This is a genomic window from Kocuria palustris (assembly GCF_016907795.1).
GTDB classification, from domain to species: domain Bacteria; phylum Actinomycetota; class Actinomycetes; order Actinomycetales; family Micrococcaceae; genus Kocuria; species Kocuria palustris.
In genome coordinates this window covers 929504-952501 of the sequence record NZ_JAFBCR010000001.1, presented here as the reverse complement: position 1 = coordinate 952501, position 22998 = coordinate 929504, and the positions used below count along the sequence as shown (strand labels likewise).

Annotated in this window: 19 protein-coding genes; 8 read left to right on the top strand and 11 right to left on the bottom strand. The window is 71.7% G+C overall.

The window, feature by feature from the left end; all coding sequences use genetic code 11:
• The first annotated feature begins 116 nt into the window (after positions 1-116).
• Positions 117-1040: a mycothiol conjugate amidase Mca gene (gene mca, locus JOE55_RS04110; protein ID WP_204783197.1), complete on the top strand. Its 924-nt coding sequence runs from the start codon at positions 117-119 to the stop codon at positions 1038-1040.
• A 55-nt stretch (positions 1041-1095) separates the two neighbouring features.
• Complete coding sequence (locus tag JOE55_RS04105) at positions 1096-1464, top strand: hypothetical protein (RefSeq protein WP_053447785.1); 369 nt, start codon at positions 1096-1098, stop codon at positions 1462-1464.
• A 32-nt stretch (positions 1465-1496) separates the two neighbouring features.
• Here the strand turns inward: JOE55_RS04105 and trhA are convergent, their stop codons facing one another.
• On the bottom strand, positions 1497-2294 hold the full coding sequence (gene trhA, locus JOE55_RS04100) for a PAQR family membrane homeostasis protein TrhA (protein ID WP_204782115.1): 798 nt from the start codon (positions 2292-2294) through the stop codon (positions 1497-1499).
• 266 nt (positions 2295-2560) lie between these two features.
• On the opposite strand from trhA, the gene JOE55_RS04095 reads away from it, so the two are divergent.
• Together JOE55_RS04095 and JOE55_RS04090 are read left to right on the top strand one after the other, a co-directional pair.
• Entirely contained in the window at positions 2561-3322 is a 762-nt protein-coding gene (locus JOE55_RS04095) for an isoprenyl transferase (RefSeq protein WP_006213416.1), read from the top strand.
• Positions 3323-3517: 195 nt separating this feature from the next.
• On the top strand, positions 3518-4915 hold the full coding sequence (locus tag JOE55_RS04090) for a PhoH family protein (protein ID WP_029643644.1): 1398 nt from the start codon (positions 3518-3520) through the stop codon (positions 4913-4915).
• Between the two features lie 39 nt (positions 4916-4954).
• Here JOE55_RS04090 and JOE55_RS04085 read toward each other — a convergent pair whose 3' ends face one another.
• Positions 4955-6235, bottom strand: a complete 1281-nt coding sequence (locus tag JOE55_RS04085) for a glycosyltransferase 87 family protein (RefSeq protein WP_204782114.1) — start codon at positions 6233-6235, stop codon at positions 4955-4957.
• Between the two features lie 96 nt (positions 6236-6331).
• The gene (locus tag JOE55_RS04080) at positions 6332-7093 is read right to left on the bottom strand and encodes a hypothetical protein (protein ID WP_006213413.1); all 762 of its coding nucleotides are present in this window, start codon (positions 7091-7093) and stop codon (positions 6332-6334) included.
• A gap of 94 nt (positions 7094-7187) precedes the next feature.
• Here JOE55_RS04080 and JOE55_RS04075 point away from each other — a divergent pair, with 94 nt between their 5' ends.
• The gene (locus tag JOE55_RS04075; protein ID WP_024289987.1) at positions 7188-7700 is read left to right on the top strand and encodes a prepilin peptidase; all 513 of its coding nucleotides are present in this window, start codon (positions 7188-7190) and stop codon (positions 7698-7700) included.
• A gap of 133 nt (positions 7701-7833) precedes the next feature.
• The gene (locus JOE55_RS04070; RefSeq protein ID WP_024289988.1) at positions 7834-8352 is read left to right on the top strand and encodes an NUDIX hydrolase; all 519 of its coding nucleotides are present in this window, start codon (positions 7834-7836) and stop codon (positions 8350-8352) included.
• A gap of 62 nt (positions 8353-8414) precedes the next feature.
• Here the strand turns inward: JOE55_RS04070 and JOE55_RS04065 are convergent, their stop codons facing one another.
• From JOE55_RS04065 to JOE55_RS04050, 4 genes are all read right to left on the bottom strand, one after another.
• The gene (locus JOE55_RS04065) at positions 8415-10160 is read right to left on the bottom strand and encodes a pyruvate dehydrogenase (protein ID WP_204782113.1); all 1746 of its coding nucleotides are present in this window, start codon (positions 10158-10160) and stop codon (positions 8415-8417) included.
• Positions 10161-10362: 202 nt separating this feature from the next.
• Positions 10363-11775: a class II fumarate hydratase gene (locus JOE55_RS04060; protein WP_204782112.1), complete on the bottom strand. Its 1413-nt coding sequence runs from the start codon at positions 11773-11775 to the stop codon at positions 10363-10365.
• A 57-nt stretch (positions 11776-11832) separates the two neighbouring features.
• Complete coding sequence (locus JOE55_RS04055) at positions 11833-12621, bottom strand: carbonic anhydrase (protein WP_239546420.1); 789 nt, start codon at positions 12619-12621, stop codon at positions 11833-11835.
• Positions 12622-12674: 53 nt separating this feature from the next.
• Entirely contained in the window at positions 12675-13433 is a 759-nt protein-coding gene (locus tag JOE55_RS04050; RefSeq protein WP_204782111.1) for a DUF4245 family protein, read from the bottom strand.
• Positions 13434-14819: 1386 nt separating this feature from the next.
• Between JOE55_RS04050 and glpX the strand changes: the two genes are divergently transcribed.
• Together glpX and JOE55_RS04040 are read left to right on the top strand one after the other, a co-directional pair.
• Positions 14820-15812 carry a class II fructose-bisphosphatase gene (gene glpX, locus JOE55_RS04045; protein WP_006213404.1) on the top strand — a complete coding sequence of 331 codons (993 nt, stop codon included), beginning with the start codon at positions 14820-14822 and terminating at the stop codon, positions 15810-15812.
• 202 nt (positions 15813-16014) lie between these two features.
• Entirely contained in the window at positions 16015-17865 is a 1851-nt protein-coding gene (locus JOE55_RS04040) for a hypothetical protein (protein WP_204782110.1), read from the top strand.
• 81 nt (positions 17866-17946) lie between these two features.
• Here JOE55_RS04040 and JOE55_RS04035 read toward each other — a convergent pair whose 3' ends face one another.
• From JOE55_RS04035 to JOE55_RS04020, 4 genes are all read right to left on the bottom strand, one after another.
• Positions 17947-19026 (bottom strand): peptidoglycan bridge formation glycyltransferase FemA/FemB family protein, encoded by a 1080-nt coding sequence (locus tag JOE55_RS04035; RefSeq protein WP_204782109.1) that lies wholly within the window; start codon positions 19024-19026, stop codon positions 17947-17949.
• An 88-nt stretch (positions 19027-19114) separates the two neighbouring features.
• Positions 19115-20989, bottom strand: coding sequence for an LCP family glycopolymer transferase (locus JOE55_RS04030; protein WP_338125423.1), 1875 nt, complete (start codon positions 20987-20989; stop codon positions 19115-19117).
• A gap of 69 nt (positions 20990-21058) precedes the next feature.
• Positions 21059-21544, bottom strand: coding sequence for a 5-(carboxyamino)imidazole ribonucleotide mutase (purE, locus tag JOE55_RS04025; RefSeq protein WP_051452763.1), 486 nt, complete (start codon positions 21542-21544; stop codon positions 21059-21061).
• 210 nt (positions 21545-21754) lie between these two features.
• Positions 21755-22981: a 5-(carboxyamino)imidazole ribonucleotide synthase gene (locus tag JOE55_RS04020; protein ID WP_204782108.1), complete on the bottom strand. Its 1227-nt coding sequence runs from the start codon at positions 22979-22981 to the stop codon at positions 21755-21757.
• Positions 22982-22998 lie beyond the last annotated feature (17 nt).

Below are 22998 nucleotides of genomic sequence, written 5' to 3'. Positions count from 1 at the left end.
CGGGGTGTGCGTGCTGTCGGCCGGAGCCGGAAGCGCGCCGCCTGCTGAGCACGGATGCTTCGTGCTCAGCGCCCCTCATCGGAAAGGATCTCAGGACCTTGCCCTCGTACTCCGACATGCGTCTGCTGGCCGTCCACGCCCATCCCGACGACGAATCGTCGAAGGGCGCCGCCACGATGGCGCACTACCGCCGTCTGGGCGTCGACGTGATGGTCGTGACCTGCACCGGCGGCGAGTCCGGCTCGATCCTCAACTCCGCCATGGAGTCCGTGCCCCACGCCCGGCGCGACCTCGCGGGCTACCGCCGCCAGGAGATGGACCGGGCGGCCAAGGCGCTGGACATCCGCCACCGCTGGCTCGGCTACACGGACTCCGGGCTGCCCGAGGGCGATCCGCTGCCGCCGCTGCCGCCGGCGTGCTTCGCGCTGCAGCCGGTGGACCGGGCCGCCGGCCCGCTGATCCAGCTGGTCCGCGAGTTCCGCCCGCACGTGATCCTCACCTACGACGAGAACGGCGGCTATCCGCACCCGGATCACATCCAGACCCACAACGTCGCCATGCGCGCGTGGGAGAAGGCAGGGGAACCCGAGCACCTGCCGGAGCTGGGCGAGGCCTGGCAGCCGCTGAAGCTCTACTACGACCGCGCCTTCGACCTGGATCGCCTCCAGGCGCTGCACGCGGCCCTGATCGCCAAGGGCCTGGAGTCCCCGTTCGCCGAGCGCATCGCGCGTCGGCTCGAGGCCCGGGACACGGAGGGCAACGACTCCGCGCCGAACGAGCACGTCACCACGACCAAGATCCACTGCGCCGACTGCTTCCCGGTGCGCGACGAGGCCCTGCGGGCGCATGCGACCCAGGTGGCCCCGGAGTCGTGGTTCTTCGCCATGTCCCCACAGGACCAGGCCGCGGCCTGGCCGTGGGAGGACTACGTGCTCGCCGACACCCGCGTGGACGCCGAGCTGCCGGAGACCTGCGTGTTCACCGGGATCGTGGACGAGGTCCACCCGGACCCCGAGGACGCCCCCTCCTGGCAGATCTGAGGGACCCGCGCCCGCGGAGCCCCAGAACCTTCGAAGAGACGAGATCACCGCTTCCATGCTCAGCCTGCCGCTGCAGAACTACAACGATGCCACCGACCCGGGTGAGCTGCGCCCCGGCCTGGAGGCCGAGCAGGTCAGCCCCGGGCTGCTCGGCTTCCTGATCACCTTCGTGATGGTCGCCGTCGTCGTGCTGCTGATCGTCGACATGGTGCGCCGCCAGCGCCGCCTCCGCTACCGCGCCGATTACGCGCGCGCCCGCGAGGAGGCCGAGTCGGGGGCTGCGCTCCAGTCCCCGGAGGCGGCGCAGGAGGACGAGCCCGCCGGATCAGCCGCGTCCACGGACACCTCCCGCGGCGGACCTCCGGGTGCCCGCGAGCAGGACGATGCGCGCGCCGAGAGGGACGCTCCGGGCGAGCGGCCCTGAAGCCGCCCGCGCAGCAGTCGTGCCAGTGCCGCTCAGGCGGACATCGCGACGACGATCGCGCTCCAGTGGCACACGAAGCCGATCACGGTGCACGAGTGGAAGACCTCGTGGAAGCCGAAGTGCAGCGGCGCGATCGCCGGGCGCTTCAGCGCGTAGACCACCGCGCCGGCGATGTAGGCGATCCCACCCACGGACAGCAGCACGGTGGCCGCTGAGCTCACGGGCCAGAACACCGGGAGGTAGGCCACCGCGATGCAGCCCATGACGATGTACAGCGGCGTGTAGAGCCAGCGCGGGGCGCCCATCCACACCAGGCGGAAGGCGATCAGGCCCGCGGCGCAGGACCAGATGATGATCAGCAGCGCCCGCGGATCCTCGAGCAGGGCGATCGCCAGCGGCGTGTAGGTCCCCGCGATCAGCAGGGCGATGTTGCAGTGGTCGAACCGGCGCAGGAAGCCCGTGACCCGGGGGGACCAGTAGCTGCGGTGGTAGATGCCGGAGACCCCGAACAGCAGCAGCCCGGTCACGCCGAAGATCGCGCAGGCGAACCGCAGCTCCAGGCTCGGCGCCAGCAGCACCGCGATCAGGCCCAGCACGAACACGACCGGGGTGAACGCTGCATGGATCCAGCCGCGCATCAGCGGCTTGCGCTCGACCGGGGGATGCCGCTCCGAGAAGCCATGCCGTGAGAGCAGACGGGACGCGGCCACGGAGCGGGTCACGGTGGGCAGCTCGAGCCGACGGCGCCTGCGCCCGCCCGTGGCCCGGGTCTCGTCGCGGTGATTCTGCACACGGCGTCCCTGCGGCGCCTCGGCGGTGTGCGGTGACATGGAGCCTCCCGGGGACGTCACTGAGGATCTGCGCAGCGGTGCGATGCGGATCCTGTCCATGCTATGCCAACGGCCTGCGATCGAGCTGGGTGCATCGTCAGCCGAGAGAGGACGGGATGGGCGGCGCGGTGGATGCGCCGCTGCTCCAGCAGCGCCCGCGCTATCTTTGGGGCAGCGGCGTCACCGGTCCATGAGAGACCGTGCGGGGCCGGACAGGGGTGCCGGGCCGCAAGGCCCGCAGCCGAACCGCCAGATGGAGGGACTGCGTGTCCAAGACCCGCCCGCTGTACCGCCTGTACGAGCAGCGGCTCGAGGCAGGGCTGCCGCCCGAGCAGCTGCCCGGGCACGTGGGGGTGCTCGTGGACGGCAATCGGCGCTGGGCGGAGCAGTCCGGAGGCTCGACCGCAGACGGCCATCGTGCCGGGGCCGAGAAGATCATCGAGTTCCTGGGCTGGTGTCGGGATCTGGAGATTCCGCACGTCACGCTGTACGTCCTGTCCACCGAGAATCTCAAGCGCCCGGCCGAGGAGCTCGGACCGCTGCTGGAGATCATCGCCGAGCTGATGAGCTCGCTGCAGACCCGCAGCCTGTGCCAGGTCCAGGCGGTCGGCGCTCTCGAGATGCTCCCCGACGACCTCCGCGGCTCCATCCGCGAGCTGGAGCGCGCGACCGTGGGGAACGAAGGCCCTCACCTGAACATCGCGGTGGGCTACGGCGGGCGCCAGGAGATCGTCGACGCCGTGCGGGAGATCTTCGCGGGGGCGCTCGAGCGCGGCGAGGACGTGGCCGAGCTCGTCCAGCGCCTGAGCGTCGATGACATCTCCGAGCACCTCTACACGCGCGGGCAGCCGGATCCGGACCTGTTGATCCGCACCTCGGGGGAGCAGCGGCTCTCCGGCTTCCTGATGTGGCAGTCCGCCTACTCGGAGTACCACTTCTGCGAGGCCCTGTGGCCGGACTTCCGCTACGTGGACTTCCTGCGCGCGCTGCGCGACTACGCGAACCGCCATCGCCGCTTCGGCGGCTGAACAGCGCGGCCGACGCGGCCGGTCCGCGCCCGACGATCGCGGGAGCACCATGTCCCGCTCCGGTGAATCACACACGTGCAATTCATGCTGCGTTCATGCCAGCGGAGTCCGGGCACTGCGCCGCTGTGCCACGTTGGAGCCAGGCGGGCCGGAGGATGAGCCATCCGGGCGCCCCGACGGCAGGAGGATGCGGCGATGACGAGCACCACCACCCACCCCACTGGTCAGCAGGGCCCCGTGCGAGCGTCGGAGCAGGCGCCGCCGCGGCCTGAGCCGAGCGCCGAGCCCCCGCGCGCGGGAGTGCGCTGCTACGTGGTGGACACCTCGGTCCTGCTCTCGGATCCCCGGGCCGCGCTGCGCTTCGCGGAGCACGACGTGGTGCTGCCGGTCGTCGTGGTCATGGAGCTGGAGGCCAAGCGCCACGACCCTGAGCTCGGGTACTTCGCGCGCAAGGCCCTGCGGCTGCTGGACCGGCTGCGCGTGGACCATGGTGGGCTGGATCGCCCGATCCCGCTCGGCGATCACGGCGGTCGGCTGCGCATCGAGCTGAACCACATCAGCGAGACCGTGCTGCCGCTGAGCTTCCGGCTGCGCGACAACGACTCGCGCATCCTGGCCGTGGCCCGGAACCTGGCCGATGAGGGCCACGATGTCTGCGTGATCTCCAAGGACCTGCCCATGCGCGTGAAGGCCTCTGCGCTGGGCCTGGACGCCGAGGAGTACCGCGCCGAGTGGATCGGCGACGACGAGCACGAGTGGTCGGGCATGGTCGAGCTCGACGTCGACGACGAGCTCGTGAGCCGCCTCTACGCCGACGAGGACGTCCGCGTCCCCGGCTCGGAAGGGCTGCCCTCGGGCGCCGGACTGATCCTGCACTCGCACCGCGGCAGCGCCCTGGCCCGGCTGCGCCCCGACGGCGGGACCCGGGTGGTGCGCGGGGACCGCGAGGTCTTCGGGCTCAGCGGCCGCTCCGCCGAGCAGCGCATGGCGATCGACCTGCTGCTGGATCCGCAGGTCGGCATCGTCTCCCTCGGCGGGCGCGCCGGCACGGGCAAGTCGGCGCTCGCGCTGTGCGCCGGGCTCGAGGCGGTCCTGGAGCGACAGGAGCACCGCCGGATCATCGTGTTCCGCCCGCTGCACGCGGTGGGCGGCCAGGAGCTGGGCTATCTGCCCGGTTCGGAGGAGGAGAAGATGAGCCCGTGGGGCCAGGCGGTCTACGACACCCTGGGCGCGGTGGTCTCCGAGAACGCGATGGCCGAGATCAGCGCGCGCGGGCTGCTCGAGGTGCTCCCCCTGACCCATATCCGCGGCCGCTCCCTGCATGACGCCTGGGTCATCGTGGACGAGGCGCAGTCCCTGGAGAAGAACGTGCTGCTGACGGTGCTGTCTCGCATCGGGCAGAACTCGAAGGTCGTGCTCACCCACGACGTGGCCCAGCGCGACAACCTGCGCGTGGGCCGTCACGACGGGATCGCGGCGGTCGTGGAGGCGCTGAAGGGCCACTCGCTGTTCGGGCACGTGACCCTGACCCGCTCCGAGCGCTCGCCGATCGCGGCGCTGGTCACCGAGGTGCTCGAGCGCACCGAGGTCTGAGCCGACCGCCTCAGCCCCGGCCGGAGCTCGTGCCGGGGCTCAGGCGTCCTCGGCCGATGCCTGCCGGGGCCGCAGCGCGACCCAGGCTCCAGCGGCCATGGAGACGAGCAGGGGGACGGTTCCGAGCCGCTCGAGCGCAGGGGGACCGTTGAAGACCACGTCGGCCCCGCGGTCGCCCAGGTACTCGGCGGCCATGACCGACGGATTGTCGCTGAAGGCCACCAGGATCATCAGCGCCAGCACCGCGGCCGCTGCCCATTCGGCAGGCGGTGCGCTGCGCGGGCGGTCCGGGACCAGGGCGAACAGCAGCGGCAGCACCCACACCCAGTGGTGCTCCCAGGAGATCGGGGAGATCAGCAGCATCACGAGCGCGCCCAGCACGACGGCGGAGAACGGGTCGCCGGCTCGCGCCGCGCGGCGGATGCCGAGCCCTCCGAGCACGATCACGGCGACCGAGAGCAGCAGCCACAGGGGGGTGACCAGGGCATCCGGCAGACCCCACAGATGCAACATGCCGTTGAGCGACTGATTGGAGATCCGTCCGGCGTCGCCCACACGATCCGTCGAGAACAGCTGGTGCGTGAAGTAGTCGAGCACCTCGCGGGGCAGGACCACGGCCGCGCCCAGGACCGTGATCAGCACGCCGAGGAGCATGCCGATGATCGTTCGCCACCGGCCCAGCACGAGCGGGACCAGGCCCATGGCCGCCGGGGTGATCTTCAGGCCGGCGGCCAGACCGGTGAGCACGCCCGAGCCGGCGCCCCCGCTGCGTCGACGGCCGAGATCCGCGAGGATCAGCACGGCCAGGAGGACATTGATCTGCCCGAAGATGAACGTGAACCAGACGGGGTAGAGATGCCAGGCCAGACCCAGCGCCGTCGCATAGGCCAGCAGCGTGGGGACCGGGCGCAGCAGGAACCAGCCGCGCGAGATCGGGGCCAGGCGCAGCACGACTCCGACGAACACCCCGATCAGCCCCGCATTGACCGCCTTGAGCACGGACCACGCCGATTCCAGAGACATGGCCCCCAGCGGATGGAAGAGGATCGCGGCCGCGGGCGGGTAGGTGAACGGCAGTTCGATCTTCCCGGCCTCCACGAGGCTCGGGGCATAGAGGTAGTCAGTCGTCGGGTTCTGGCCGTGCAGGATCTGGGCCGCGCGCCAGTAGACCTGCATGTCCAGCCCGGGGGCCTCACGCTGGCTGTGGACCACCAGGATGAACACGGCGGTGAAGATCAGCAGCCCCGCCCACATCAGCAGGCGCTGGAGCACGGACGGGGCCGACGGGGAGGACTCGTCGGCGAGGACGGCAGAGGGCATGGGCGCGGCGCCTTCGGTGGGGAGCGGATCGTGCGGTGGAGCTTCCGGGCCTGCAGCTCTGGTCTCGGACAGGCGTGCGGGCGACTCGGAAGTTGTTCAGCCCCGCAGCCTCCACGGCAGGTGCTGGGAGACGTCGGTGAGCCGGAAGGACACGGGGGTGAACAGGTCGTCGTTGAGGTAGTCGTCGACCGCCTCGATCCGCAGCCGGTGACCGGAGCCGGCCTCGGGGCCCTCGAGCACCTCCGACGCGGTGCAGATCCCGGTCTGCTCGTCGATGCTCACGGCGGTGGGTGCGGGAGCCAGCGGATGCCCGGGCTCCACAGGACGATAGCCCACGAGCGGGCGGACGACGGCCCGGCGCACGGGGCGGCCGTCGTCATCGACGGCGCTGCGGATCTCGGTGAGGGCCGCTGGGGCCCGCTCCGCGAGGTAGAGCGGCTGCGGGGCAGGCCCTGCCAGCTCGACCGGATCGAGGACGGCCTGCCACCGGCCGCCGCCGAAGACCGGGTCCCCGTAGGCCGCCTCCGGACGGCGCTCGACCAGCCCCGAGCGGGTGTAGATGGGGCTGAGCAGTCCAGGAGGCACGAGCCAGGACTCGGGGCGAGCGGAGACGTAGAAGTCGTCGCGCGAGCCCACGAGATCCGTGGAGGTGTACAGCGCGGTGCCGTCCAGTGCCTCCACGCGCAGATCCTCCGGGCGGCGGATCCAGCAGCGCACGGGGGCGGTCTCGGGGCCCAGCCAGCTCAGGGTGAAGCGCACCGTGCCCCAGCGCCAGGGGGAGGACCGGCACAGGGCGGCGAACTCGGCCGGATCGGTGGCGGGGGCGGCGCAGGGACGACCGCTCGCAGACGGGGTCATGCAGCCATCTTAGGTCGTCGCAGCGTGGTCACTGCTGTCCACAGCTGCTCGCACGGCCTCCCTCGCAGCTGCCGCCTCGGCTAGCTTCGAGTCCATGGGGGCGATCCTGGGTGGAGTTCTGGACGGCGGGGCCGCGCAGTGGGCTGCTGCGGCTCTGCTGCTGCTCGTGCTCACCGGACTCGCCGTGGTGGGCACCTGGCTCGTGGTGGTGGACCTGCGCGAGCACCGTCTGCCCGGGGACATCGTGCGCCCGGCCTGGATCGCCGCCGCGGCGGGGCTGGCAGGGGCCGGGCTGCTGGCCGGGCAGCCCGCGCGGATCCTCGCCATGGTGATCGGGGCGGCTGCGCTGTGGGGGCTGTACTGGCTGCTGCGCCGCGGCTCGAGCGGGGCTCTGGGCGCCGGCGACGTCCGTCTGGCCGGGCTGCTCGGCACCGTGCTGGGCTTCGACTCGCTGTGGCTGCTGCTGTGGGCCACCGCGGCTGCCTTCGTGCTCGGCGGGCTGGCCGCTCTGGTGGTCGTGGTGCGCGATCGCGGCGACCTGCAGACGCGCATACCGTTCGGACCGGCCATGATCGCGGGTGCTGCCGCCGCGCTCGTCGTGGTCTGAAAGCGCCGCCCGAGCGTACAGCGCGGCCGAGGCGCTGCCTCTCGGTCGGCGCCCGGGCTGCTGTGGGACGCTGAGGTGCTGCCGCTGCGCGGGCCGTCGTCGGGCGGCCCGGCACTGATCGAAGGAGGAGTCCGTGCCCACTCCCGAGTACATCCTGTCCCTGCGCGAGAAGATCGGTCATGATCTGCTCTGGCTTCCCGGAGCGACCGCCGTGGTCCTGCACGAGGGCCGGATCCTGCTGGGGCGGCGTGCGGACAACGGGAACTGGGCGCCGATCACCGGCATCGTGGATCCTGGCGAGGAGCCCGCGGCCGCTGCCGTGCGCGAGTGCCTCGAGGAAGCCGGCGTGGTCTGCGAAGTCGAGGGCCTGGCCGGTGTGAAGGCCGGGGGAGAGGTCGTCTTCCCGAACGGCGACCGATGCCGGTTCCTGGACCACACCTTCCGGTGCCGCTACGTCAGCGGCACCGCGCGCGTGAACGACGACGAGTCCACGGAGATCGACTGGTTCGACCTGGACGACCTGCCGCCCATGCGCGAGGACCTGCTGCGACGCATCCGCTGCGCCATGGACTTCGACGGCACCACGCGGTTCTCCACGGAGCCCGGTCCCTCCCAGGACCCCACGGGCGCCCACGAGCCGCCTCGGAGCTGAGAGCAGAAGAGCCGCCCCCGCCTCCGAAGAGGACGGGGACGGCTCGCGGTCTGCCGGTCGGATCAGCGCAGCGCGTTGATGTTGCGCAGGTTGGAGCGCGCCATCGAGACGGCCTCGCCGGCTCCGCCGTTCATCACGACCCTGCTGATCGCGGTCGCGAAGCCGAAGACCTGGTCCGAGGAGATCTGCGGCGGCATGGACAGGGCATTCGGGTCGGTGATGACCTCCACGAGCGAGGGCCCCTGGTGCGCCAGCGCCTCGCGCAGGGCGGGCTCGACCTCCTTGGCCTTGACCACGCGCCGGGACTGGAAGCCCATGGCGGCTGCGACCTGGGAGTAGTCCGTGTCCGGGACGTCCACGCCGAAGTCGGGCAGCCCGTCCACGAGCTGCTCGAGCTTGACCATGCCGAGCGTCGAGTTGTTGAAGAGCACGACCGTCAGCGGCAGCCGGTAGGTGGCCGCCGTGACGAGCTCGCCCAGCAGCATGGACAGGCCACCGTCGCCGGACATGGAGATGACCTGCCGGTCCGGGTAGGCGAACTGCGCGCCGATCGCATGCGGCAGGGCGTTGGCCATGGTGCCGTGCTTGAAGGAGCCGATGATCCGGCGGGTTCCCAACGGGCGGATGTAACGGGCCTGCCACACATTGGTCATGCCGGTGTCGGCGGTGAACACCGCGTCCTGCGCGGCGACCTCGTCCAGCACGCTGGCCACGTACTCCGGATGGATCGGGGAGAGCCTCTTGACGTTGCGGGTGTAGGCGCCCACGGCATGGTTCATGATCCGGTCGTGGCGCTTGAGGGTCTTCTTGAGGAAGGACCGGCTGCGCTTGCGCTTGAGCAGCGGAAGCAGCCCCTGCACGGTGGCCAGGGTGTCGCCGTGGACGGGGTAGTCGACCTGGGTGCGGCGCCCCAGCACGGAGGCGTCGCGGTCGACCTGGATGGTCAGGGTGTCCGGCAGGAACTGGTCGTAGGGGAAGTCGGTGCCGAGCATGACCATGACATCGGCATCCTTCATGCCCTCCGCGGCCGCGCCGTAGCCGAGCAGGCCGGTCATGCCGACGTCGAACGGGTTGTCGAACTGGATCGCGTCCTTGCCGCGCAGCGAGTGCCCGATCGGAGCGCCCAGCACATCGGCGAGCTCGATCACGGCGTCGTGGGCGTCGCGGACGCCGTCGCCGACGAACAGGGCGACGTTGTCGGCCTTGTTCAGGACCCCGGCCAGCTCGACCAGGCAGTCGGTGTCCGGGACCACGCTGGCGCCCATGACCGGCTTCCACTGCGGGGTCTCGGCGGTCGCCTCAAGATCGGCGACATCGCCGGGCAGGGTCACGACGGACACGCCGTGCAGGGTCGTGGCCTTCTGGATCGCCGATCGCACCACGCGCGGGGACTGGTCGGTCGTGGAGATCATCTCCGAGTACACGGAGCACTCGTTGAACAGGCGGTCCGGGTGGGTCTCCTGGAAGAAGGACTGCCCGATCTGCGCCGAGGGGATGTGCGAGGCGATGGCCAGCACAGGCGCCCCGGTGCGCTGGGCGTCGTACAGCCCATTGATCAGGTGCAGGTTGCCGGGGCCGCAGGAACCGGCGCACACGGCCAGCTCACCGGTGAGCTGGGCGTCGGCGGCCGCGGCCATGGCCGCGCCCTCCTCATGGCGGACGTGGATCCAGTCGATCCCGCCCTGGGCGGCACCTCCGGTGCGGCGCACGGCATCGACCACGGGGTTCAGGCTGTCGCCCACGATCCCGTAGATCCGGCGGACGCCGGCCTGCTGGAGCTGGGCCACGATCTGGTCTGCGAGCTTCATATCGTCTCCTTCGGGCGCGGTCGCTTCAGGGGGCGGCCCGCGCAGAGTCTGGAATGACACCATCGTAAGCGCGCATGCGATCGACGGCCGGGTCTTCGTGAGGCGCCTGACATCAGCTGTGAGCGGACGACGACGGCCGCCCTGCGCATCGGGTGCGCAGGGCGGCCGTCGTGGGGCCGAGCGGATCAGCGCCGGAGATCGCTCACTTGTACTGCCCGATCATGGTGGTGACGTCCAGGGCGGCATCGAGCTGGTCCTCGGTGAGCTTCTCGCCGTCCACGTAGCCGAGCTCGACGGTCGCCTCGCGGACCGTGACCTTGTTGGCCACCGCGTACTTGGCGATCTTGGCGGCGGACTCGTAGCCGATCGCCTTGTTCAGCGGGGTCACGATCGAGGGGGAGGCCTCGGCCAGGAAGCGGCAGCGGTCCTCGTTGGCGGTGAGGCCGTCGATCATCTTCTCGGCCATGACCGTGGAGGTGTTGGCCAGCAGGCGGATCGACTCGAGCAGGTTGGCGGCCATCACGGGGATGCCCACGTTGAGCTCGAACGCGCCGTTGGTGGAGGACAGCGACACTGTGGTGTCATTGCCGATGACCTGGGCGCTGACCTGGATCGCGGCCTCGCAGATCACGGGGTTGACCTTGCCCGGCATGATCGACGAGCCCGGCTGCAGGTCCGGGATGGCGATCTCGCCCAGACCGGTGTTGGGACCGGAGCCCATCCAGCGCAGGTCGTTGTTGATCTTCATGTAGGAGTACGCGATGTTGCGCAGCTGCCCGGAGGCCTCGACCAGGCCGTCGCGGTTGGCCTGCGCCTCGAAGTGGTTGCGCGCCTCGGTGATCGGCAGGCCCGTCTCCTCGCCGAGCAGCTCGATCACGCGCGCCGAGAAGCCGTCCGGGGTGTTGATGCCGGTGCCCACAGCGGTGCCGCCGAGCGGGACCTCGGCCACACGCGGCAGCGAGGACTGGACGCGCTCGATGCCGTAGCGCACCTGCGCAGCGTAGCCGCCGAACTCCTGGCCCAGGGTCACCGGGGTGGCGTCCATGAGGTGGGTGCGTCCGGACTTCACGATGCCCGAGAACTCCTCGGCCTTCTTCTCCAGCGATGCGGCCAGGGTCTCCATGGCCGGGATCAGCTCGTTGCTCAGCGCGGAGGTCACGGCCACGTGCACGGAGGTGGGGAAGACGTCGTTCGAGGACTGCGAGGCGTTGACGTGGTCGTTCGGGTGCACGGTGACGTCCGCGGAGGCCAGCTCGTCCGAGGCCAGCTTGGAGAGGACCTCGTTGGTGTTCATGTTGGACGAGGTGCCGGAGCCGGTCTGGAAGACGTCGATCGGGAACTGGTCGTCGAACTCGCCGGCGGCCACGCGATCCGCGGCGCTGCGGATCGCCTCGGCGCGCTGGGCGTCCAGGACGCCGAGCTCCTGGTTGGCCTTGGCGGCGGCCTTCTTGACCTGGGCCAGCGCCCGGATGTGCTGGCGCTCCAGGGTCTTGCCCGAGATCGGGAAGTTCTGGACGGCGCGCTGGGTCTGAGCGCTGTAGAGGGCGTCCGCGGGTACGCGGACCTCGCCCATGGTGTCGTGCTCGATGCGGTATTCGGACGTGTTCTCAGTCATGGGGCCAGTCTAGAGTCCCGCCGGGCCGCTCGCAGGGCGGAGCGGCCCGGCCGCAGATCAGCCCTGGTGCTCGACGCCGCCGTGCTCGGGGACGTCCAGCCACGAGCCGTGGCCGAAGGTGAGCTCGGCGCGGCCGTGCTTCAGGCTGTAGCACATGCCCACGATCGCGACCCGGCCCATGGACACGGCGGAGGCGATCGAGCGGGACTGATCGAGGATGCGGTGGGCCACCATCTCGACGTTGGCCTCCACGATCTCGTCGACCGAGTCCCGGCCCGCGCGCTGGCTGTCGAGGACGGCCGGCATGATGCGCTCGACGAGCGAGCGCTGGAAGCCGCGCGGCATCTCGCCGCTGCGCACCGACTCGCGCGTGGCCGTGACGGCTCCGCAGCTGTCGTGGCCGAGGATCACGATCAGCGGGACGTTGAGCACCTCGACCGAGTACTCGAGAGTTCCGATCACGGCGTCGTCGATGACCTGCCCGGCGGTGCGGACCACGAAGGTGTCGCCCAGGCCCAGGTCGAAGATGATCTCTGCGGCCAGGCGGGAGTCCGAGCAGCCGAAGATCGTGGCGAACGGGTTCTGCGACTGCGTCAGGGACTCGCGCCGCGAGGCGTTCTGGTTCGGGTGCTGCGAGGTGCCCTCCACGAACCGGAGGTTGCCGGCCTGCAGCTTCTCCCAGGCCTGGCGAGGGGTCAGCTGCGCTGCGGCGGCAGCAGGCGCGGTCGCCGTCGTCGTCGGCTGCTCGGCCGACGGGGAGGCGGCCTCGAGGGTCTCCTCGACGGCAGGTGCGGGTGACGGCTGCTCGGGGGCGGTCTGCGCGTCCGTGCGCGTTGCGGCGGTCATGGGATCCTCCTGGGTTGGATGGAAGTAGGCGGGTGTGAGGGAAGGGGCGCGGCTCACGCGCTGTCGTCGGCGGCGTCCGCAACGGCCTGGGCGGCGTGGTCGAACTCGGAGTCGGGTGCGGTGCCCTGCAGGATCACCGTGGTGCCCTCGACCTCGCCGATCCAGGCGGTGCGCTGCTCGTCGTCATCGTCCTCGCCGAAGTGCACCTCCCACTCGATGCCTCCGGCCTCAACGGTGTCCGCCTGCGGCAGCGAGTCGATCTGCTCGAGGGTCCAGGTGGGGTTGGCCTGATCGGTCTGGATCAGCCCGATGAAGCCGCCGCGCGGGGTCACCCAGCCGGCGTTCCAGGAGTCCACGCCGTCGGACTGCTGGCCCTCCCAACGGGCGTAGTTGGGGCTCCAGCCCTCGCCAAGGTCGGGGACGAGGGGATCGAAGTCCGCGACGTCGGCCGCGTAGCCGGCCTCGCGCTGCACGTCGACGTCCGGGCGGTAGGTCTGGGCATCGGGGCGCGGCTGCAGGAAGAAGAAGACCAGCACGAGCGCGATGAGCACCACCATGGACAGCACCATGGCCCGTGCCGGGGCGTTGACGCGCTTGGCCTGCTTCTGCGTCAGCTGGGGGACTACCGGCGGCTCCTGGTCGGCGCCGCTGCCGCGGTCCTGGCCGGCCTGCTGCGGCTGAGCCTCCTGCGCCTCGGGCTCCGGGCCTGCTGTCCGCACGGGCCGCCCCTCGGGGGCCCGTCGGGGCGCGGGGTCGGTGGGGGCGGGGGCTGCGCCCGAGCCGGCCCTGCTGCTGTCGTCGTTCTCCGTCACGCCCCCATTGTGCCCCGCCCGCGCGGCGCCGGGCGAACCGCCCCCCGGCGATGTCGCTCGAGCCGACCCCCGGAGCCCGACGTCCGCCGCGGCCCAGCGCCGGGCCGCGGTCCGGGACCTCGGTGCGCAGGTCGTAGGTGTACTGGGCGCTGCGCCACTGGGGATCCTCGCCGATCCGCGAGGCGGAGATCACGACGGCCTCGCGCTCGTTCATCCGCAGGATCTGCGAGACGTACCGCGGCAGGTTCCCGGGTTCGCGACCGCCGGTGCGCCAGGCGCTGCCGTAGTAGTGATCGGGCTGCTTCGCCCGCCGCAGCACGGAGGCGCGGACGGGGGCGGGCAGGTGCGCCTGCCGGTCGGCCGGCCTCCTGGTCAGGGTCGCAACCTCGGCCGAGTCCTCGTCCGCGGACTTCGTCGCCGTGCTCGTCCCCGCTGCATTCGTGGGGCTCCCGGCCGACGGCGACGTCGAGTCGACGGCCACGTCTCCCACGCGCGCGGTGGCGGGCTTGCGGGCTCGGCGCTTCACGGTGCCCGCCTTGACCCATCCTCCGCTGGGCTTGAAGGTGCCGCGCGGCTGGACCTCGAGCTCCTGCCCGACTCCGAGTCCCGTGAGGATTCCTGTGCCGATCTCGCCCATGACCATGGCATTCATGGCGTCCAGCGCGGCCAGACGGGCGAAGAGCGTCAGGAACCAGAGCTCACCCTGCTTCTCCTCTCCCAGCAGAGCATGGGCTCGCCGCTGCCGGACCTGCTGCCGCCGTCCGGGACGAGGCTCCTCGGGCAGCCGTCGGCGCAGGTCCTCGGTCTGGCCCCACCAGCTCGGCCCCCGGCGGCCTCCGCTGATCTGCGCCCAGGCATCCAGTCCGGCATGTCTGCGCGGGTCGTGCTGCGAGCGATCCGGTGCAGGCTCCCCGGCCCCGATGCCCTTGACGGCGGTGTCCGGCGCAGGGGGAGCAGTCGGCGGTGCGTCATGAGGCGCGTCCTCGATGGGAGCGCCCCACCCGGGCATGCCAGGTTCGGCATCGCCACCGGTCGCGTCCGCCTCGTCGCCTGGCGGGGGCTCGGTCTCGCCCTGGTCCGGTGGTCCACAGCGATCGGATCCTGCCGCGAGGCCTGCGCGCAACCCTGCCCTCGGACGGCACGCTATGCCGAACGGCACGCTGATCTGCCCGTCGGGCTGCAGGCACCGCGAATATGTCAGGGCGGCCTGCGACGGCACGGCCCTTCCTCGCCCGGGCCGCCGCAGGTGAGCATCAGGGGCGCGGACGGTCGCGGGCCTGCACCGAAGACGTGCCCGCCCTCCTTCCAGCCCGTTTCGCGGCTACTCTGGGAGACGTATATCGATGACGACGACGTCCTACGAGTACTCGACGGTGAGGAACCCCAGTGGCAGATCAGACCACCACCCAGTCCGCCCCCGACCGCAACCTGGCGCTCGAGCTGGTCCGCGTGACCGAGGCGGCGGCGATCGCCGCAGGCCACTGGGTCGGCGCCGGTGACAAGAACAGCGCGGACGGCGCGGCTGTCGATGCCATGCGCTCGTTCCTGTCCACCGTCGACTTCAACGGCACCGTCGTGATCGGCGAGGGGGAGAAGGACGAGGCCCCCATGCTCTTCAACGGCGAGCAGGTCGGCGAGGGCACCGGCCCCGCCAGCGACATCGCCGTGGACCCGATCGACGGCACCCGTCTGACCGCCCTGGGCATGAACAACGCCCTGTCCGTGATCGCCGTCGCCGACGGCGGCGCCATGTTCGACCCCTCCGCGGTGTTCTACATGGAGAAGCTCGTGGTGGGCCCGGAGGCCGCCGACTTCGTGGATCTGCGCCTGCCGGTCAAGCAGAACCTTCACCTGGTCGCCCGCGCCAAGGGCGTGCCCGTCAACCAGCTGACCGTCTGCGTCCTGGATCGCCCGCGCCACGAGGGCCTGGTCGATGAGATCCGGGCCACCGGCGCCCGCACGCGCATGATCCTCGACGGCGACGTCGCAGGCGCGATCGCCGCCTGCCGCGCCGGCACCGGCGTGGACGTCATGATGGGCACCGGCGGGACCCCGGAGGGCATCGTGACCGCCTGCGCGATCAAGGCCACCGGCGGCGTCATCCAGGGCCGCCTGGCCCCCATCGACGACGACGAGCGCCAGCGCGCGATCGACGCCGGCCACGACCTGGACCGCGTCCTGACCACCGATGACCTGGTGACCACGGACAACTGCTTCTTCGCTGCCACCGGCATCACCGACGGCGACCTGCTGCGCGGCGTGCGCTACCGCGGCGACCGCATCTCCACCCAGTCCATCGTCATGCGCTCGCGCTCCGGCACGGTCCGAGTGGTCGAGGCCGAGCACGTGGCCGAGAAGTGGTCCAAGTACTCCCGCTGAGACCTTCCGCTCGAGGCCCCGTGAGGCTCGACACCACGGGGCCCGGACCGCTAGGTCCGGGCCCCGTGGCCTTAGACTGTGCTCGATCTCAGCCCCTGGTGTGCCGTGTCACACGAGCGCTTCAGGCACCGCCCACCCGCAGCGGCGCACCTGCGCCGCCAGGGCACGCCCATCGCCCATGCCGCTAAGGAGTCCCCCCATCGTGGCTCTGTCCGTCACCTCCTCCCAGAACCAGAAGACCTGGGATGCCACCGTCCGCGTGACCGGCGGCCATCCCCTGCAGCTGTGGGGGATCGGCGAGTCCCAGGCCGCGGCGGAGCCCGGTCTGAAGCTGGATCGGGTGGTGGTCCGCGATGAGAACGATCGGATGGTCGGCTACGGGCAGCTGCAGATCCGCCGCGAGAACGTGGGCCGCGACGGCAAGGCGCTGCTGGTGGCCGAGTGCCTCAACGTGCACTCCAACCGGGCCAGCACCATCCCCGTCCTGCTGGATGCGCTGGCCGAGCACGCCGCCGAGCAGTGGGATGCCGCCCTGTTCAGCGTCGAGCTCGACGCCCCCAGCAGCCCCGAGCTGGTGGCAGCGGTGCGCGAGCACGGCTGGCAGCGCACCGGCGAGACGCCCGAAACGGAAGCCGGACCCCGGCGCCTGCGCGTGAACCTGGGCCACAGCGAATCCGACCTGTCCTCGAGGCTGTCCCAGGCCACCCTGGACCGCTGCCGCTCCGGGCTGAGGGTCTCGGACGTCGCGGTGCGGGAGATCACGACCCGCTCCGGGGATCTGCGGGCGGCAGGGCTGCGCACGGAGCAGATCGGCCGCCTGCTGCGCGAGCTCGGCCAGGACTCGCTGCTGCTCGTGGCCACCCAGGAGCGCGAGGGGCAGGAGCCCACCGCCCTGGGCTACCTCTGGTTCGTGCACACGGTCGGGCAGGCCATGCTCTACCGGGTCGGCTTCACGCGCGCCGCCCGCGAGATGGGCATCGACGACGCTCTGCTGCTCACCGGCGCCGTCGAGCTGCAGAAGCGGGGCGTCCAGCGCCTGGACGGCGGCGATGCCGCCGATCCCGACGTCCCCACCGTGGTGCGCGAGCTCGCCGATGTGCAGCGCACGATCCTGGGCCCGTGGCGCAAGCCACTGGGCGCGGAGACCATGGTCGCTGCCGACGAGACCTCGCATGGTGCTGCGGAGGAGAAGGGCGGGAAGAAGGCCGACAAGCCGGGCAAGCGCCGTCGCGGGCTGTTCCGCTCCGCCCGGTCGCAGAAGCCCGAGCAGCCTGAGGCCGAGCCGCAGGCTCCGGCCTCGCCCGAGCCGGAGCGGACCGTGGCCATGGACGCCGATGCCGCGGCCGACCGAGCCGCCGCGGAGCGCCGCCGCGACGTCCGCCGGCAGATCAGCTCCGACCTGGGTGTCGAGGTCACCGATCAGACCCCGGCGGTGACGACCACGGGCGCTCCTGCTTCAGAGGCGGCTGGCTCGGAGGCGGGTGCGACCGGACTCGCTGCCGCCGGCGGATCCGCGGACGCGGATCGCAGCCCCCGCAACCGCAGCCCCAAGGCCGGGGGCAAGGCCGAGCGCAAGCAGGCCAAGGCCCGCAAGCGCCAGGAGGCCGAGGCCCAGTCCGAGAGGGCGGGCACCCCGGACGGGAAGCAGCCCGGCAGCCCGGCAGCGATCAGCGTGGCGGCGAGCACCGGTGCTGCGGCTGCCGAGCCTGCGACCGCGATGACCGCAGCCCGCAAGGAGGCCGAGGCAGGCTCCGCCGAGGACGCGGCCGCCGAGCCCGCGACCCAGCCGTCGCAGGACGCGCGGCAGGCCCACGAGCAGCCTGCCGAGGCGGCCACCGCCGCGGCCGTCGAGGAGGCCCCGGTGCGTCCCGTCGACGTGGACGTCCAGGCCGCCCGGCGCGAGCGCGAGTTCAAGGCCGAGCAGCGTCGCGCGGAGCGGGTCGCGCAGAAGGCGGAAGACCTCGAGGTCCAGCAGAAGCCCAAGCGCGAGCCGATCGGCAAGCGCCTGCGCCGCGAGGCCGGCGGAGCCATCCGCGACGCCATGGGGCGCTGACGGCCCCGGCCGAGCAGAGCATGACCAGAGGCCCCGAGCGCATCAGCGCTCGGGGCCTCTGTCCTGTGCCGCGTCACCGGCTCAGCGGCCGAAGCGCCCCCGCAGCCGCTCGCGGATCGATGAGGCGCACTGGGCGGCCGCGGCGGGTGCGCGCTTGAGGGACGAGGGCCCCTCCTCGCGCAGCGAGCTCAGGGCGGCGCGGCCGTCGGTGCGGGCGGCGCCGAAGCCCTCGCGCAGGGCGCGGGCGGTCGTGTACGTCGCGTAGCCGCCCTTGGAGACCGGCAGGTCCCAGGTTCCGGGGTACTCGACGGGGCTGCCGCCGAAGGCCTTCTTGAACCGGGTGAAACCGTGCCACTCGTGCTCGGGGCCGGCGTCGTCGGGGGCGGTTCCGAACAGATCGAACGTGCTCAGCCCCTTCTCCTTCGCATCCAGGATCATCCGCACGACCAGGGGGATGCCCGCGGAGAGCTTCCGGTGCTGCACATCCATGGAGGCGTGCGCGTAGGTGCGGGTGTCGTCGGAGTCGTAGACCAGGGAGGCCCCGATCGGCTCGCCCTCCAGGCGAGCGATGTAGAGCACCGCAGCTCCCTGCGGCATGAGGACCTCGGCGGCAGTGCGCAGGTAGTCGTCGTGCTGGCGGTTGAAGCCCTTGCGCTCGGCGGTCTGCTCCAGGAACCGCAGCAGCACGGAGACCGTCTCGGGCTCCGTGTGGGCGGTGAACGTCACGCCCTTCTTGGGGATGTTGCGGTGCAGGTTGCGGTTGGTGGACTTCATGTCCCTGAGGATCGCGTCCTCGTCCTGCGTGAGGTCGATCAGCTGCGTGTGCCCCGGCTGCAGGTGTCTGGGGGAGGGGCGGAAGCCGCGCCGGCGCATGGCTCGGTCCTTGGACTCGGCACCGGTCTGGATGACGGCGAAGGCCGGCTCGACCCGCACGAACCAGCAGCCATGATCCTGCGCCGCCTGGCGCAGGGAGGCCATGGCGGCCTCGAACGACTCGACGGAGTCGGCGATCGGGCCGTAGGGCGCGTAGAGGTAGCGCCCGGTGCGTCCGCCCTCGACGGTGGCCTGCCAGGACCATCCCTGTCCGGATTCTTGGAGCACGGTGTGGCCCAGGGCGCGCTGGAAGTCCGCCCACGGCTGGGTCTGCAGAATATTCGTCACGCCGCCACTGTACCGGCCGAGACCACGGGCCCGGTCCGTGCCGGCGGGCGGCTCGGACCGGGCCCGTGAGGCCTGCGGGCGGGTGGGATCAGGGCACCGAGCAGGTGCCGTTGGGCGAGAGCTCGGGCGTGTCCCCGGAGGAGCCCTGGCCGTCGTCGGTGGTCTGGGCGGGCACCGTGACGAGGCTCGCGGAGCCCAGGGGGCCCGCACCGCCGACCGCCCCGGAGGCCTGCGGATCCTCGCCCTGTGCGGACTCCAGCATCTCCTGCACATCCGCGTGGAGCTGGTCGTAGTCCGGGTAGGTGGGGAACAGCTCGTCGTAGTAGGGCGGGCCGGCCGCATAGGTCACGAACTCGTGCTCCTTGGCCTTCACCGCCAGGTCCACGAACGAGCCCAGCGACGACTGCGGTATGTCCGTCTCGACCACCTGAGTGCCGGCGGCGGCCAGCTCCTCGAACTGGGTGACGACGTTCGCGGGGTTCAGCTGATCCAGCATGGCGGCCTGGACGCAGCGCTGGCGGGCCTGGCGGTCGTAGTCCGAGGCCCCCTGGCGGGAGCGGGCGTACCAGAGGGCGTGATAGCCGTCGAGTTTCTGGACCCCGGGCTCGATGTAGCCCAGGACCTCGTTGGGCTCGCCCGTGCGGGAGTTCGTGCCGCCGCCCATCGCGACCTGGCCGCCGACGTCGATCGTGATGCCGCCCAGGGCGTCGATGAGCTGCTCGAAGCCGTGCATGTCGATCATGGCGTAGCCCTGGACCTCGATGCCCAGCACGCCGGTGGCCGCATCCTTCATGGCCTCCACACCAGGATCCTCGACGTCATCGCCGTAGATGTCCTGGTGGTTCTGCATGACGTCCGTGTAGACGGCGTTGAGCAGGCACTCGTCGCCGCAGTTGTAGCCCTCCGGGTAGATCTCGTGCATGGGCGAGTCCTCCGGGAAGGGCACGTTCTGCAGATTGCGCGGCAGCGAGATCGTGGCGGTCTGGCCGGAATCGGCGTCGATGCTCAGCACCGTCATGGAGTCGGGGCGCAGGCCCACCCGGTCCCCGCCGGCGTCGGCGCCCATGAGCAGGATGTTGTAGCGCCCGTCGACAGGGCGGAACGGCATGCCGCCGGCGAAGATCTCGCCGACGGTCCCGCGAGTGACATTGAGCAGATGCGCCGAGTAGAGCAGCCCGCCGGAGGTCGCGAACAGCAGCACGGCCAGACCGGCGCAGGCCAGGGCCCTGGGGCGGGTTTCGAGCAGGCCGGGGCGGATCAGGCGCAGCGTGTCCAGGAAGAGCAGGCCCCACCAGATTGCGGCGATCACCAGGGCGAAGGCGATGACACGGCCGGAGATGCCGTTGGTCAGCAGGAACACCAGGGGATTGCGCCACAGCAGCGCCGAGAGCAGCGTGACGATCAGCACCGCCCAGCACACGACGCTGATCGTCAGGGCGATGCGGCCCAGTCGGCGGCTGCCGGCGGCGACCTGCGCCGAGCCCGGGAGCACGAGGGTGCCCAGGATCAGCAGCCAGGCCCGCCACGTGCGCCGACCGGAGGAGACGAACGACGGATCCCGCAGAGCGCGCGCCCACGAGGCCGTGCCGTCGCGGTTGCTCAGCTGCGCGTCCGAGGAGACCTCGGCGGCGATGTCCCGGTCCTGGGGGTCATCGCGCTCGAGGTCCTCGGTCTGGGGCGCGCTATCGCGAGCCGGGCGGTTCTCCGCCGGGCGCTGATCGGCGGGATGGCTGTCCTCGGGGGCGTCGGCGGCCCATGCGTCCTCGGCCCAGTGACGGCCGGCGGGGCGGGCGGAGTCCATGGACCCGTCCGAGCGCCGCGGGTCGGCGGCCTCAGGGGCAGGGGGCTGGTCGGGAGCGCTGCTGGGGCTGCGTCTGTCGTCGGAGACGGGATCCCGGCGGGAGGCGCCCGAGGCGTCGAGGCGTCGCCGACGGGGATCGCGGGGAAGCTGAGGTCCGGTCACGGTGTCACTCGCTGGATCTGGGAGGCGGGGAAGCGGCCGGGCCCGGAGCAGCGGACCGCGGCGGCGGAGTCACTCGGCGAGACGGCGACGCAGCGCGCGTCCCTTGTCCTGAGCGGAGGCGTTGAGGTCGGCGGCGAAGGAGTTGAGGTCGCGGCGCAGCTGGCGGGCGCGGTCGTCGGTGCCGGAGGCCAGGATGCGAGCCGCCAGCAGGCCGGCGTTGCGGGCGCCTCCGATCGAGACGGTCGCCACCGGGACACCGGCGGGCATCTGCACGATGGACAGCAGCGAGTCGAGGCCGTCGAGCGTCTTCAGCGGCACGGGCACGCCGATCACCGGCAGCGGCGTGGTCGCGGCGATCATGCCGGGGAGGTGGGCTGCTCCGCCGGCACCGGCGATGATCACGCGCAGCCCGCGCATCTCGGCCGAGGAGCCGTAGTCGAGCATCTCGGAGGGCATGCGGTGCGCGGAGACCACATCGACCTCGCAGGAGATGCCGAGCTCGTCGAGGACCTGGGCGGCGGCCTCCATGACGGACCAGTCCGAGTCCGATCCCATGATGACGCCGACATCGGGAAGCGCTTGGGTCACTGCACACTCCTGGAACTCGGGCCCGAGGCGGGGCCCTGGTCTGCGGGGGTGGCGCCGAGGGGCGCCGGTTGGGGATCAGCGCACACGGTACTCGCGAACCCTGGACGGGACGTGGAGATCGACGGACGGCGCCCCTGAGGAGGCGCTGCCGTCTCGGAGAGCCGTGCCCCGGAGCTCTCAGCGGCCGTCGCGCACCACAGCCGCTGCCGCCGAGGCCAGGGCGCGGACCTCGGCGGTCACGGAGCCGTCCGCCGGGTCCTCACGCCTGGACAGGGCATTGACGTGCCCGACCTTGCGCCCAGGCTTCACGGACTTGCCGTAGAGGTGGATCTTGGCGCGCGGATGCTCGGACATCGCCTGGGTGAGGCCTGCGAACAGGTTCGGCTGCTCGCCGCCCAGGATGTTCTTCATCACGGCGACGGAGGCAAGGGGCTCGGGCGATCCCAGGGGCAGGTCCAGCACGGCGCGCAGGTGCTGCTCGAACTGCCCCGTCACGGCGCCGTCCATGGACCAGTGCCCGGAGTTGTGCGGGCGCATGGCCAGCTCGTTGACGAGCAGTCTGCCGTCGCGGGTCTGGAACAGCTCGACAGCCATCACACCGGTCACATCCAGCTGCTCCGACAGCTCCAGGGCGATGCGCTGGGCGGTCGCGATCTCGTCCGGGGCCAGGTTCGGGGCGGGGCTGATGACCTCGTCGCACACGCCGTCGACCTGGATCGACTCGACCACCGGCCAGCAGCGCTGCTCGCCGCTGCGGCGCCGTGCCACCTGGGCCGAGAGCTCACGGGCGAAGTCGACGGCCTCCTCCGCCAGCAGCGGGGACTCGGCGCGGCCGAACCATTCGGCGGCCGTGCCGGTGCGGGCCTCGTCCTGCGAGCGGACCACCAGCACGCCCTTGCCGTCGTAGCCGCCCCGCGGCGTCTTGAGGATCACGGGCCACCGGCCGTCGGCGAAGGCCACGAGGTCCTCGGCGTCCGAGACCTCGGCCCAGCGCGGGTTCGGCAGGCCCAGGCGCTCGACAGCCCGGCGCATCACGATCTTGTCCTGGGCGTGGATCAGGGCATGGGGGCGGGGCTCGACGACGACGCCGTCGGCCAGCAGGGCCTCCAGGTGGGCGTTCGGGACGTGCTCGTGATCGAAGGTCAGCGCGTCCAGGCCCTGGGCGAAGGCGCGCAGGGCCTCGAGGTCATCTCCTGGGCCCACCTGATGCGAGGCCGCGGCCGGAACGGCCCCGGCATCCTGCGACTCCGCCAGCACCCGCAGCTCGATGCCCAGCTCCGTGGCGGCCGGGCCCATCATGCGGGCGAGCTGGCCTCCGCCGACCACGCCGATCACGGGTCCGGTGGGGGCGAAGCGCCGGGAGTCGGCTGCGGGATCGGGGCTCTGGCTGCTGTCGTCGTTCATCACACTCCCAGGGTAGT